This window comes from Egibacteraceae bacterium, from assembly GCA_040905805.1.
Lineage (GTDB): Bacteria > Actinomycetota > Nitriliruptoria > Euzebyales > Egibacteraceae > DATLGH01.
This window is the reverse complement of sequence record JBBDQS010000006.1, coordinates 1-13,075: the sequence shown is the minus strand read 5'-3', so window position 1 is coordinate 13,075 and position 13,075 is coordinate 1. Positions and strand designations below refer to the sequence as shown.

Here is a 13,075-nt window from a genome sequence, read left to right as displayed (position 1 = left end):
GTTCCGCGACGTGGACCGGGAGGCGTTCTCCGCCCGACTGCGCCGCAACGGACCGCGGGCTTACGAGGAGTTCAAGCGTGCCGGACAGATCTGGCGCGGACGTGGCTGAACCCGACGCCGTCGCTCTCCGCGATTACCGCGCCGTTCCAGTTGGCCCGCATCGTGTGCGCTATGGCGGGCTCGGGTAAGGAGCCGCGTGAGAATACCGTTGCCGGTTCCGGTTCGCGGTGGTGACCCGACAGTGTCACACCTTCATGGGGCACTTGATGCATGGTGATCGCTGCACAGTCGACAGCACCCGTGCACGGGCCGGGGCGGCTGATCGTGGACGGAACCGATCAGACGGTGTTCCGCAAAGCTACGTTCACCCTCCACCCGACGAAAGTGCAGGCCGACCGGTTGCATGGCCTGTTGCGGATCTGCCGTGAGGTGTACAACGCCGCGTTGCAAGAACGACGCGACGCCTGGCGGTCCTGCCAGGCCAAGGTGTCCTGGCAGGACCAGTACAACCAGGTGAAACACCTCAAGGGCGTGCGTGATGACGCGCTGGTCTACGGGATCGCGCCGCTCAGGGCCGCGATCATGCGCTGCCATGAAGCGTTCCAAGGGTTCTTCCGACGCCAGGCTGGCGGTGAGACGCCCGGCTACCCCAGGTTCAAAGGGACAGGCAGGTTCTCCACGGCCTGCTGGGATACGGCGACCTCGTGGAAGGTCACGCTCACCGAGTCCACCCGAAGCCTGTACCTGCAGGGTGTCGGTGATGTGCCCATGTCCAAGTCGGCCCGCCGCCAGATCAGCCGGCTCACCGCCAAGGGCGGTCGGCCGGTCACGTTGACGGTCACCCGAGCGCGTGCCGGCAACCCCGCCAGCACCCGCAGAGGCAGGCTAAGAGCTTGGGCAGCAGGCGGCGGAGGGGTCTCCGCATTCCAACCGATGGAAGGACCTGACCGTGGTGCGGGTTGCCACGAGCAGAGGACATTCTGGACCCATCGCGTGAGGATCCCCATGGACGCACCGTTGCAGCAGCTGCACGACCTCGGCCAGAGCATCTGGTATGACAACATCCGACGCGCGCTGCTCGACAGCGGTCGCTTGGGCGAGTATGTCCGGGACTACGCGGTCACGGGGGTGACGTCGAACCCGACCATCTTCGAGCGGGCCATCTCGGGCAGCAGCGACTACGACGCGGGGCTGCGCGACGCGCTGGACCGCGGGGTTGACGAGCCCGAAGCCCTGTTTTGGGACCTTGCCGTGGATGACATCCGAGACGCCGCCGACGTGCTGCGCGATGTCCACGACGCCAGTGACGGCACCGACGGGTTCGTCAGCTTGGAGCTGCCCCCGCGGCTGTCGCGCGACACCGACGGGTCGGTCGAGCTGGGCGTGGGGCTGTTCGCTCGCCTGGACCGGCCCAACGTCATGATCAAGGTGCCCGGTACCCCCGAGGGCGTGGCGGCGATCGAGGAGCTGACCGCCCGGGGTGTGCACGTCAACGTCACCTTGTTGTTCTCTTTGCCTCAGTGGCAGGCGGTGGCCGACGCCTATCTGCGCGGGCTCGAGCGGCGCGCCGCTGACGGGCAGGATTTGCGGGTGTCCTCGGTGGCTTCCTACTTCATCTCGCGCATCGACGGTTTGGCCAACGATCGGCTGCCCGACGACCTGCACAACCGTCTGGGGGTCGCCAGCGCGCAGCTGGCCTACGCCGCCTATCACCGGCTGCTCGCCGGTGACCGGTGGAAGCGACTGGCCGATCGCGGCGCGCGTCCCCAACGGCTGCTGTGGGCGAGCACTTCCACCAAGGACCCGACGCTGCCCGAGACGTTCTACGTGCAGGCGCTGGCGGCGCCCGGCACGGTCAACACCATGCCAGAGGCGACCATGCGCGCCTTCGCGAAGTCGGGGGAGCTGGACGGTGTGTTGCCCCGTGACGGGGGCGACGCGGCGACCTGGGCGGCGGATGCCGCCGAGCACGGCGTGGACCTGGACGGCCTCGGCCAGGAGCTGCAGGAGGCTGGCGACGCGGCGTTCGCCGAGTCCTTCGACCGGCTGCTGGCTTGCATCGGCGTGAAGGCGGACGCGCTGGCGTCTGGTGTCGCGCCCGGGGTGCGGCGGCTCGGGCCGACCACCGACGCCGTCGACGCGGCCCTGGCCGACCTCGCCGAGCGCGATGCGGTCCGGCGGCTGTGGCAGCGCGACCACACGTTGTGGCACGACGATCCCACTGAGATCGCGGATCGGCTTGGCTGGCTGGCGGTGCCCGAGGTGATGGAAGCCCAGGTCGAGCGCCTGGAGGCGTTCGCTGGCCAGGCCCGCGCCGACGGGCTGACTCACGCGCTGGTGCTGGGGATGGGCGGGTCGAGCTTGTTTCCCCTCGTGGTCGCCGACGTCTTCCCCACGGGCGCGCAGGGACTGGAGCTGGCGGTGCTTGACTCCGACGACCCGGCAGCGATCGCCCGGGTCGAGCGTGACCTGCCGCTGGAGCGCACGCTGGTGATCGCCTCGTCCAAGTCGGGCACCACCGCCGAGACCCGTGCGCTGCTGGAGCACTTCTGGGCCGCCAGCGGCCGAGGCGAGCACTTCGCGGTGATCACCGACCCGGGAACGGAGCTGGCCACGCTCGGCGCCCAACGGGGGTTCCGCGCGGTGTTCGAGGCCGGAGCCGACATCGGCGGGCGCTACGCCGCCCTGTCCCACTTCGGACTGGTGCCGGCCGCGTTGGCCGGCGTGGACGTGGCCGAGCTGCTGCACCGGGCGGGGCGGATGGCCGCCGCCAGCGCGGACTGCGTCCGCGCGCAGGACAACGCCGGGCTGCAGCTGGCCGGGCTGCTCGCGGGCGCCACCAGGGCCGGGCGCGACAAGCTGACCCTGGTCATCGACGAGCGTGTCGCGACGTTCGGGCTGTGGATCGAGCAGCTCATCGCCGAGTCGACCGGCAAGCAGGGCGCCGGGATCGTCCCGGTCGTGGGTGAGCCGCTGGGTGACCCTGAGGTGTACGGCCACGACCGGCTGTTCGTCGGCATCGGCGTGGACCCGCAGCGGTTGGCGCCGCTGGCCGACGCCGGCCATCCGGTCGCCGTCCTGGCGTTGGACGACCCGGTCGACCTCGGCGCCGAGGTGCTGCGCTGGGAGATCGCCACCGCCCTGGCCGGCGCGGCACTGGGCATCAACCCGTTTGACCAGCCCGACGTGGAGGCCGCCAAGGACGCCGCGCGCACAGCGCTGGAATCTGGCGTGCCGACGGTCGACCCTGGTCCCGCACACCAGCTGCTCGACCAGCTCGTGCCCGGTGACTACCTGGCGATCCAGGCCTACGTCGACTCCCACGACCCCCTGGTCGACGAGCTCGAGCGCATCCGAGTGGTCCTGCGCGACCGCTACCGGGTCGCCACGACGGTGGGCATCGGACCGCGCTACCTGCACTCGACCGGCCAGCTGCACAAGGGCGGGCCCCCAAGCGGGGTGTTCGTGCAGCTGGTGACCGAGGGGGGCGGCGACCCGCCGATCCCCGGGCAGCGGTTCGGGTTTGTGACACTGGAGCGCGCGCAGGCTGCCGGGGACCTCCAGGCCCTGCGGGAGGGTGGCCGGCGTGCCGGCCGCGTTCTGCTTGACGACTTGCGGAAGGTGACGGCATGAAGATCGCGATGGTCGGGCTGGGCAAGATGGGCGCGAACATGACCGAGCGGCTGCGCGGCTTCGGCCACGACGTCGTCGGCTATGACCGCGACCCCGACAAAGCCGACGTGGCGTCGCTGCCGGAGGCGGTGGCAGCCCTGGACGGGCAGGCTCGCCGGGTGGTGTGGGTGATGGTGCCGGCGGGCGCGCCGACCACGTCGACGATCGCCGAGCTGGCTGGGCTGCTGTCGGAGGGCGACCTCGTGGTCGACGGGGGCAACTCGAACTTCCGCGACTCCCAACGCGACGCTGAGCTGTTGGCCGACCGCGGCATCGGTTTCATCGATGCGGGGGTGTCGGGTGGGGTGTGGGGTCTGGTGGCGGGCTACTGCATCATGGCCGGTGGCAGTGCGGCCGACATCGACCATCTGCGTCCGGTGTTCGACGCGTTGGTCACCGACGGCGGGTTCGCCCACGTCGGCCCGGTCGGTGCGGGCCACTTCACCAAGATGGTGCACAACGGGGTGGAGTACGCGCTGATGCAGGCCTACGCGGAGGGCTACGAGCTGCTGGGCGCCGCAGAGCTGGACATCGACGTGGCAGCCACGCTTGCGGTGTGGCGCCACGGCAGCGTGGTGCGGTCGTGGCTGCTGGACCTGCTGGCCGCAGGGCTGGAGGCAGACCCGGGGTTGGCGTCGGTCAGCGGCTACGCCGAGGACTCCGGCGAGGGCCGCTGGACGGTGCAGGAGGCGATCGACCTGGCCGTGCCGGTCCCGGCGATCGCCGCGGCGTTGTTCGCGCGCTTCACCTCGCGCCAGGACGACTCGCCGGCGATGCGCGCGATCGCGACGTTGCGCAACCAGTTCGGCGGGCACGCCACGCGCCCGTCATGAGCGACTCGGGGAGCGAGGGGCGCGGTCACGGGTCGGCGCGCACTGGGCGCAGCGACGCGCTCGTGCTGTTCGGCGCGACCGGGGACCTGGCGCGCAAGATGCTGTTCCCGGCGTTGCACGAGCTCGCTCGCGCCGACGAGCTGCCCGCCACGGTGGTGGGCGTCGCCTCGTCGGACTGGTCCACCGACGAGCTCGTCGACTACGCCAGGGCCGCGGTCACCGAGCACGGTGGCGGCATCGACGACCACGCGTTCGCGCGGCTGGCGTCTGCGCTGACCTACGTCGCGGGGGACTACCGCGAACCCCAGACCTACACCGCGCTGGTGGCTGCGCTGGGCGAGTCCACCTGCCCGCTGCTGTACCTGGCGATCCCCCCGAGCCTGTTCGAGACCGTGATCGCCGGGCTGGCCGAGGTCGGGCTCAACGCCAACGGCCGGGTCGTGGTCGAAAAGCCGTTCGGTCGTGACCTGGCGTCTGCACGCGAGCTCAACCGCTGTGTGTTGGACCGCTTCGGTGAGGACGCGGTCTTTCGCATCGACCACTTCCTGGGCAAGGAGCAGGTGTTGGACCTGCTGGTGTTCCGTTTCGCGAATCTGGTGTGGGAGCCGGCGTGGAACCGCAACTACGTCGACAGCGTGCAGATCACCATGGCCGAGGACTTCGGGGTCGAAGGCCGCGGGGGCTTCTACGAGGAGGTCGGCGCGCTGCGCGACGTGGTCCAAAACCACCTGTTGCAGGTGCTGGCGCTGGTGGCCATGGACACCCCCGTGGACGCCGGCGCCAAGGCGCTGCGCGACGAGAAGGTCAAGGTCTTGTCGGCGATGTCCCCGCTTGACCCCGACGCGGTCGTGCGCGGCCAGTTCGACGGCTACCGCGACGAGGACGGCGTCGCCGCCGACTCCGACGTGGAGACGTTCGTGGCGTTGCGCGCCGAGATCGACTCGTGGCGCTGGGCCGGTGTGCCGTTCTACATCCGCGCCGGCAAACACCTCGCCGCCACCGCCACCGAGGTCCTGGTCGAGTTCAAGCAGCCACCCCGATTGTTCTTCACCCGCTCCGACGCCGAACCGCCCCACCCCAACCATCTGCTGTTCCGCCTCAAGCCCGGAGAGCGCGTGTCGGTCACCGTGCAGATCAAACAGCCCGGCGACGGTCTACACACCCGCCCCGTGGATCTGGACTACGACTACGACGAGCGCCGTGAGGGCCCCCGCCGGGAGGCCTACGCGCGCCTGCTCGACAGCGCCCTGGACGGCGACCAGCGCTGGTTCGCCCGCGCCGACGGGGTCGAGGAGGCCTGGCGCGTCCTCGCCCCGATCCTGCAGGACGCCGCGCCGGTGGAGCTCTACCCACCCGGGTCGTGGGGGCCTGCCGCCGCGGACGCGCTCATCGCCGGCCACGGCGGCTGGCACCGCCCGCAGGTACCCCCCGGTGACTGAGGTCGGCCGGACGCTGGCTGTGGACCTCGGTGGCACCAGGATGCGCGCCGCCGTCGTCATGCCCGACGGCGAGGTCTGCTCCCGCCGGGCGATAGCGACCCCGCAGGACGCCGCCTGCCCCGACGCGCTGATGGAGCTGGCCGGCGACGTGCTGGCCGCCGCCGACGTCGGGGAGGCGGTGATCGGGGTGCCCGGTCGCGTGGACCACCGCCACGGGCGCCTCGAACACGCGCCGAACCTGCCGCCGCACTGGCCGGGCGCCCTCGACGAACGCCTCCTCGCCGAGCGCTTCGGCCTGCCGGTGTCGCTGGCCAACGACGCCGACCTCGCCGCCGTCGGCGAGGCCTACTTCGGCGCGGCCCGCGCCTACACCGACGTCGTGTACCTGACGGTGTCCACCGGTGTCGGCGCCGGCGTGCTGCTCGACCGCCGCCTGGTCGCCGGCGCCCGGTCGTTGGCCGAGGTGGGCCACACCGTCATCGACCGCACAGCCGGGCTCGGTGGCCTGCACGCGACCTTCGAGACCCTCGGCTCGGGCACCGCCCTGGAGCGCCTCGCCGGTGACGCCGGCCTGCCCGCTGACGGCGCGCGCATCGTCGAGCTCGTCCACGCCGGCGACCCCCACGCCACCCGGGTGTGGGACGAGGTCGTCGCCGTGATCGCGACCGGAGTCGCCAACCTCGCGTTCCTGTTCACCCCGGAGGTGATCGTGCTCGGCGGCGGCGTCGGGCGCAACGGGGACCTGCTCGTCCCCGTCCTGCGCGCTCATCTCGACAGCAACGGTCCGCCGGGCCTGCCCGTGCCCATCGAGGTGGTCGTCGCCGAGCTGGGCGACGACGCCGGGTTGGTCGGCGCCGGCGCCTGGCGACGGGCGACCCGTAAGCCCGGCGATGGTTGACGACACCGAGCGCCCCGACCAGCGGGTCGTGCTCGTCCGCCACGCCCAGACCGCCTGGAGCCTGAGCGGCCAGCACACCGGAACGACCGACCTGGCGCTGACCGACGAGGGCAGGGCCGCGACCCGGCTGCTGGCCGAGCGTCTTCGCGGCGACCGCTTCGCCCGCGTGCTCACCAGCCCGCTGCAGCGGGCCGCCGAGACCTGCCGGATCGCCGGGTTCGCCGACCAGGCGGAGACACGCGCCGATCTGGCGGAGTGGGACTACGGCGCCTACGAGGGACGCACCACCGCCGACATCCGCACCCACGACCCGGGCTGGGACCTGTGGCGCCACGGCGCACCCGGCGGCGAGTCGCCCGCCGACATGCAGGCACGGGTCGACCGGGTGATCGCCGACCTGCTCGACGCGTGCACGCACGGCCACGACGTCCTCGTGTTCGCCCACGGCCACAGCCTCACCGCGCTGACCGTGCGCTGGCTCGGCCTGCCGATCGCCACCGGACGGCACCTGCGCCTGGGCACGGGCAGCGTCAGCACCCTCGGCTGGAAACGCGGCATCCCCGTCCTGGAGTCATGGAACGACCGCAGCCACACCGACTGATCGGAGCAGCCACCGACCGCACGGCCGTGGCCACGACCTCACGGCCGTCGCGCTGGACGCCGCCGGCTGGCTCGAGGGCCCCGGTCCTCGTCGCCGGCGACGCTTTGGCGGCGTCGCTCCTCGTCGCAGGGTTCACAGCCGTTATCGCTGTCGTGATCGCGAGCGTCAGGGCGAGGGGCGGGGAATAGCGAGCCCGCTGACCCGGGTTTCTCTGTCGTCTGCGCAGGTCTTCCCCGAATTTCCCGCGCGGGCATGCGGAGCGTCACCCGACACCACCTCTCCGGGTGGCGCTCCGCCACTACTGTGCGGCTGTCTCTGCGGCCGTCGATGGGTGCCGGTGTACCGGCATTTCAAGAAAACCCCGTCAATGGGGAATGGCCTCCGCACGTCACCGGGTTGCCGGTGCGCTCGGTCATCTGATGGAGGGGAGCTTGGTATGGAGCAATCACCACCGGTAAGCTCCCGGCGTTTGAGTCGCCGGGACTTCTTTGTGTCCGGCCGGCGTGGTGCCGGGCTGGTGCTGTTCAGCGGGGGCGCGTCGGCGCTGCTGGCCGCCTGCGCCACCGATGAGCCGGCGGTCACCGGCCCGACGTCGGATCCGACCACACCGGCTGACGGCGACGACGTCGAACCGGAGGAAACCGCACCGGCCCAGGTCGAGGGCACCGCGATCGTGGACGACGTCATCGACTTCGCCCTGGAGTCCGACGACTGGACTGGCCCGTTCGGGTTCGTCACGTTTCGGATGCACCGTGCGCTGGCCAACGGCAACGACCTGTACTACATCCGCACCGACGCCTCCGACCCCGACTATGCCCGCGAGCACGGCCTGGTCGCTGTGCCCAAGATCGGCGTGCTCGCCGAGGAGGGCCTGGTGGTCAAGGCCTACTTCCCCGCCGAGGATGCCGACGACGGGCAGCCCACGCTGGTGTCCAGCGAGCCCGGCCTTGATGACTACACCTCGGCCTGGCAGGTCCACCGCTACCGGTGGACGGACGAGGTGGGCGACCTCACGTCCGTGGAGGATCTCGAGGCAGCCGCAGCCGACGGTGCGGTGGAGATCGAGGAGACCGACGTGGTGCTCAATGCCTCGGCGGTCCAGTGGGCCGGCGGGTCGTTGCCGGTGGACGAGGAGTTCACCGACTACCTCGGGTCCGGTCAGCTGGTGGAGCCCCCCGACACCGATGCGATGACCGTGACGTTCAAGCTTCATGAGTGCTACCCCAACGTGCGCTACATCGTCACCGACACCGCCTTGGCGCCGATGGCCGAGGGCATGGCGATCGCGCACACCCCCGCGTTGCAGGGTGCCTCCGAGGCGGGGGCCACGGGCCGCACGAACGTGTTCATGAACGGCCTGGAAGGTCCTGGCCCCATGGGCTTCCAACCATCGGTGTTCGACACCCAGGCCGGCGATCCGGAGTGGAGCCCCTACTGGGACCACATGACCTACGCGTGGGCCGACGACGTCGAGCCGACCGCGCTGGAGACCGAAGAGGCGGTCCACGCCGCCCGCGACGCCGGCGACCTCGAGGAGTTTCCCGGCACCCCCGACACCGACGGTGAGACCTTCGTCGTCAACTGCCCGGTGCCGGTCCTGGCCGACAACACCTTCAAAGCCTGACCCCGCGTCGGCTGTCCCTGCCGGGCGCCACAACGGCTTCGCCCGGCAGCGGGCTTGGCGCGCGGGGCGACGCGTTCAGGTACGGGCCGGTGCCCGCCCGGGCCACGCTCGGCAGCCGTACGGGGACCGATCGTCCGGTCAGCATGACGGCGCCGAGCACGGCCAGGACGATGCCCACGGCCAGTGCGGCGAGGGGGATCGCGGTGGTCAGCCAGCGCGCGCCCGCGGTCAACGCGATCCCGGCAAGGCCGAACACGACCAGGAACCCCGCGGAGACGGTCAGTCCGACGCGCAGGGCGCGGGCCACCGCCGCCGCACGGGGCTGGTCGGTATCGCCGGTGCCCAGCAGAAACGACAGATAGGCAGGCGGCATCGCGAACCCGAAGGGGTTGACGCTGGCGACCAGACCTCTGCAGTCCAACAGAAAACCCGCTGCCGGCCCCAGGACTTCCGAGGACCGCCAGCAGGGGTGGGACCGCAGGCGTGGTCAGATCAGGTGAGCGCCTGATAGACGAGCGCCACGACGACCCCGTACACGGCGTGGCCCATGATCATGCCGACGGGGGTCATGCCACCCCAGGCGACGCCGAACGGGCCCGGAGCGGACAGGTGCACCCCGGCGGCGTCCACGGTGACCGGCCCGCCCGCAGCAGCAGGCCCCGACATGCGCGGGTGCATCACCGGCATCATCGCCATCACCATGCCGACCACGATGCCGTGGGCGACGCCGACACCGAGGCCGAGCAGCCACCCGGCCTGCCCGGCGATCGAGAAGATCAGCGCGTAGCCCAGGCCGAAGACGACGGTGCCCATCATGATCCAGTGCACCACGACACCCAGCTGCTTGGCCTTCGTCTCGTCACCGGTGAGCATGCTGCCGCTGATCAGCTCCATGGGCGGCATCTGGGTCATGCCCGCCGCACCGGCCATCTTCATCATCATGGTCATCACCGCGGTACCGATGAGTCCGGCCACCAGCCCTGCCACCACCGAGAACTCCATGATCGTCCTCCACGCATGCGGGGTCCTTGCGTCGAGGGAAACCCCGTCCGGGTCGATACCCTTCCATGCGCGCCACACCAACCGGGGGGACAGTGCCCCTACCGGCGCGTGCGCGACTGCGCGAAAGCCGTCCGTGGCGAACTGCTGCGGCTGGCTCTAACTTGATGTGCTGCCGTCGATTTCGGTGTGGCAGCGCTCATGGTGGACGCTGTAGCGGCCGGTGATGCGTCGTCCGTCGTCGCGGGGCAGGGTGTAGCGCCAGACGAGGTCAGAGATCAGTTGGTCGCCGAGCTGGACGTGGAAGTACTCTCCGTCGCCTTTGTACTGGCACACCGCTTGCCGGCTGCTGGGGATGAGCAGGTCGGTGCGCAGCTCCTCAGGGGTGAAGTAGAAGCGGGGTCGCGCGGTGGTCTCGAACACCATGCGTGGAGCCTGGCTCTCGGCAAGGGACACTCCGCCGAGGCTGACGCGCACGTGGCGGGAGGCGTCGCGCACGTCGACGCGGTGAAAGGGGTCGATCGCTTCGGCGGCGACCAGCTCGTCCTCCTCATAGACGCGGTCGGCCTTGTGGCAATCGAGATGAAGCAGCCCGCGGAGGGCAGCGACGTCAGGGTGGTGATGGGCGAAGCCCGGAACACGACGGCCGCCCGTGTGCAGGTCGAGTAGCCGTGTCCGGCCGAGTAGGGGGTGGTGTCCACCGTCACCGCCGTCTTCGAGCAGATCCTCACGCACGTCCGTGCGGGGGAACCACCAACTCGCCGGCATGCCCGGCTGGTGCAGCAGACGCGCATGGAGTGTGTCGACGATGGTTGCCGTGGCGACTTGGACACGTAGCCGCTTCGGGCTGGATTCGACATAGAGCCGATCGTGCCCTAGGAACTCACCGTAGGGGCGTGTACCCAGCGGTCCACGGTGGTGGGCAAGCGACATGGGGATTCTCCTTGGTGGCATAGTGGTGGTAGCGACACGATACGGCGCCGCTTCATTCCCATGATCGACGTCAGCCTGCGCCGCAAACGGCGCGGAAAGCGGGGCTAGCCAGGGGCTAGCCACGTCTAGACCGCCCGTCTCCGCGACGTCTTCGATCGCCCGTGCCAATGGGTGCTCGCTGGCCGACTCCGCCGACGCGGCCCGCCCCAGCACCGCGTCCTCGTCGGTGCCGCTCGCCGCGGCCACGGCAGCCACCGCTGGCGCCCCGTGCGTCAGCGTCCCGGTCTTGTCCAGCACAATGGAGCGGACATCGCCCATCACCTGGAACGCTCCGCTCGAACGCATGAGGATGCCCTGGCGGGCGGCTCGGAGGCTGGCCGGCCAGCAGCAATCCGCGCGTCCATGCCGCGAAGCCCGCAGCGACCGTCAGCACCCCCGGCACGAATCACGTGAGGATCGTGTCGATGAGCTGCAGCACGCCAGGCTTGACCGCCCGAGCCTCCTCGATCGCGAGGAAGTGACCGGCGGCGAACTGCGGGACGGGTCCAGCGGGCTGCTGACAAGGGGAAGTCGACCGCAACGGCCATGGGAATGGGACGGGTTGTCCAGGGAGTTGTCCATGCGAGGAGGCCGGTTGCCGGCCCGCGGCGGCCAGGACGCCGAATGGACAGGATCGAGCGTGACCGAGCACATCCGCTTCTATTTCGACCCCATCTGCCCGTGGTGCTACCAGACGAGCCGCTGGCTGCGCCGCGTCGCCGGGCTCGGAGCCGCCGAGCTCACGTGGGGGCTGTTCTCTTTGGAGCTGCAGAACGCCGACCGCGAACCCGAGCGGCTCGCGCGGGAGCACAGCCGGTCGGCTTTGTCTCTGCGCACCGGCGTGGCTGTCCGCGAGGCTGCGGGACCCGACGGCTTGGGCGCTTTCTACGGAGCGATCGGGGGGCGGGTGCACGGAGATGGTCAGCCCCTGGAGGACCCCGACACGGTGAAGGGCGCGCTGGAGGATGCGGGACTGGACCCCAGCCTGGTGGACGTGGCCGCCGAGGACCAGCGCTACGCCGACGCGGTCGTGGCCGAACACCGCGCGTTGGTGGAACGCACCCGCAGCTTCGGGGTGCCGACCATGGTCCTGGACGACGGTCACGGCCCCGCCATCTTCGGTCCGGTGATCAGCGAGCCACCGGTCGACGATGCCGAGGCGCTCACGCTGTTCGAGCACGTCGTGTGGCTGGCCCGCTACGAGAACTTCTCCGAGCTCAAACGTGACCGTGTCGTCCTGCCCCGCGTGGAGTCGGTGCGACGCTGGGAGCGAGAACAGCCCGACTGAGAACTCAACCGGTACGGGCGATGAGGGAAGGGCATCGCATCATGCACACCGTCGTGTACTGGCGGGACAAGGGCGCCGACGACTGAGAGGTCCTACGGTTCGGTGCCACGTTGCCACGGCCAGCGCCCCTCCGTCTCGACCTCGAGCGCCAAGCTGAGGAAGGTCCGGATGAGCACGATGAGCCCGAGCACGCCGACGGAAGCGAAAGTGGGAGTGACCGCCACGGTCCGCACGATGTCGGCGGCGACGAGGAACTCCAGGCCAAGCAGGATCGAGCGGGCAAGCACCTGGCGGCTGCGCGTCCAGGCCTGGAACATGTCGCGCTTGCGCAGGGCATGCAAACCGAACAGCCAAAGGGAGACAACCACACCAACGGCGATGACTGCCACGCCGGTGGCGTCGATCGCCAGGCCGACGCGGTCCATGATCTCTTGGAATCCCAAACCGTTCTCCCACTGTTGTTCGATGGGCCGTGCCTCACGGCTTCTCTGACGCGGGCACGGCTTCTCGGCGGTGAGGCCGTCCGTCAACACAGCTGGACGACGCACCACCCACCAGGCGCAACAGCCAGTCGGTGCCGCGGGCAGCCGCCGGCGGACGCAGCAGGCCCTGGTGGGGCAAGTCGGTGGACGGACGGTGGCGAGGACTGCCGGGACGCCTGAACACGGTGATGGCTGCCGATGCGGAACCCGTTACAGGCCGCGGTCGGCTTCGAGTAGGCGTAGCCAGACCTCGCTGACCGTGGGAAA

At 70.5% G+C, this 13,075-nt stretch carries 11 protein-coding genes; 7 read left to right on the top strand and 4 right to left on the bottom strand.

Translation table 11 applies throughout. The features are described from left to right. The first annotated feature begins 345 nt into the window (after positions 1-345). From WD250_01420 to WD250_01395, 6 genes are all read left to right on the top strand, one after another. Positions 346-3,633 carry a bifunctional transaldolase/phosoglucose isomerase gene (locus WD250_01420; protein MEX2618853.1) on the top strand — a complete coding sequence of 1,096 codons (3,288 nt, stop codon included), beginning with the start codon at positions 346-348 and terminating at the stop codon, positions 3,631-3,633. After that, positions 3,630-4,505 carry a decarboxylating 6-phosphogluconate dehydrogenase gene (gene gnd / locus WD250_01415; GenBank protein ID MEX2618852.1) on the top strand — a complete coding sequence of 292 codons (876 nt, stop codon included), beginning with the start codon at positions 3,630-3,632 and terminating at the stop codon, positions 4,503-4,505. The genes WD250_01420 and gnd overlap by 4 nt, the downstream gene beginning before the upstream one ends. Beyond that, entirely contained in the window at positions 4,502-5,944 is a 1,443-nt protein-coding gene (zwf, locus tag WD250_01410) for a glucose-6-phosphate dehydrogenase (GenBank protein ID MEX2618851.1), read from the top strand. The genes gnd and zwf overlap by 4 nt, the downstream gene beginning before the upstream one ends. Next, positions 5,937-6,842 (top strand): ROK family protein, encoded by a 906-nt coding sequence (locus WD250_01405; protein MEX2618850.1) that lies wholly within the window; start codon positions 5,937-5,939, stop codon positions 6,840-6,842. Before zwf ends, WD250_01405 begins: the two co-directional genes overlap by 8 nt. Further along, a complete protein-coding gene (locus WD250_01400; protein ID MEX2618849.1) occupies positions 6,835-7,443 on the top strand; it encodes a histidine phosphatase family protein in 609 nt (202 codons plus the stop codon). The genes WD250_01405 and WD250_01400 overlap by 8 nt, the downstream gene beginning before the upstream one ends. Positions 7,444-7,912: 469 nt before the next feature. Then, positions 7,913-9,067, top strand: coding sequence for a hypothetical protein (locus tag WD250_01395; GenBank protein ID MEX2618848.1), 1,155 nt, complete (start codon positions 7,913-7,915; stop codon positions 9,065-9,067). Here the strand turns inward: WD250_01395 and WD250_01390 are convergent. The 3 genes from WD250_01390 to WD250_01380 all read right to left on the bottom strand — a co-directional run bounded on the left by WD250_01390 (position 9,057) and on the right by WD250_01380 (position 11,344). Further along, entirely contained in the window at positions 9,057-9,488 is a 432-nt protein-coding gene (locus WD250_01390) for a hypothetical protein (protein ID MEX2618847.1), read from the bottom strand. The two genes, WD250_01395 and WD250_01390, sit on opposite strands and share 11 nt — an antisense overlap. A 71-nt stretch (positions 9,489-9,559) precedes the next feature. Then, entirely contained in the window at positions 9,560-10,069 is a 510-nt protein-coding gene (locus WD250_01385; GenBank protein MEX2618846.1) for a hypothetical protein, read from the bottom strand. A 156-nt stretch (positions 10,070-10,225) separates the two neighbouring features. Beyond that, complete coding sequence (locus WD250_01380) at positions 10,226-11,344, bottom strand: DUF427 domain-containing protein (GenBank protein ID MEX2618845.1); 1,119 nt, start codon at positions 11,342-11,344, stop codon at positions 10,226-10,228. A 334-nt stretch (positions 11,345-11,678) separates the two neighbouring features. On the opposite strand from WD250_01380, the gene WD250_01375 reads away from it, so the two are divergent. After that, on the top strand, positions 11,679-12,326 hold the full coding sequence (locus tag WD250_01375) for a DsbA family protein (protein ID MEX2618844.1): 648 nt from the start codon (positions 11,679-11,681) through the stop codon (positions 12,324-12,326). Between the two features lie 92 nt (positions 12,327-12,418). On the opposite strand, the gene WD250_01370 is transcribed toward WD250_01375, so the two are convergent. Next, a complete protein-coding gene (locus tag WD250_01370) occupies positions 12,419-12,856 on the bottom strand; it encodes a DUF1622 domain-containing protein (protein ID MEX2618843.1) in 438 nt (145 codons plus the stop codon). Between the last annotated feature and the right edge of the window lie 219 nt (positions 12,857-13,075).

Excerpts from the sequence above, each read along its gene's own strand:
- WD250_01380 (MEX2618845.1), bottom strand. The coding sequence starts at position 11,344 with ATGCGTTCGAGCGGAGCGTTCCAGGTGATGGGCGATGTCCGCTCCATT.
- WD250_01400 (MEX2618849.1), top strand. The coding sequence starts at position 6,835 with ATGGTTGACGACACCGAGCGCCCCGACCAGCGGGTCGTGCTCGTCCGC.
- WD250_01385 (MEX2618846.1), bottom strand. The coding sequence starts at position 10,069 with ATGGAGTTCTCGGTGGTGGCAGGGCTGGTGGCCGGACTCATCGGTACC.
- zwf (MEX2618851.1), top strand. The coding sequence starts at position 4,502 with ATGAGCGACTCGGGGAGCGAGGGGCGCGGTCACGGGTCGGCGCGCACT.
- gnd (MEX2618852.1), top strand. The coding sequence starts at position 3,630 with ATGAAGATCGCGATGGTCGGGCTGGGCAAGATGGGCGCGAACATGACC.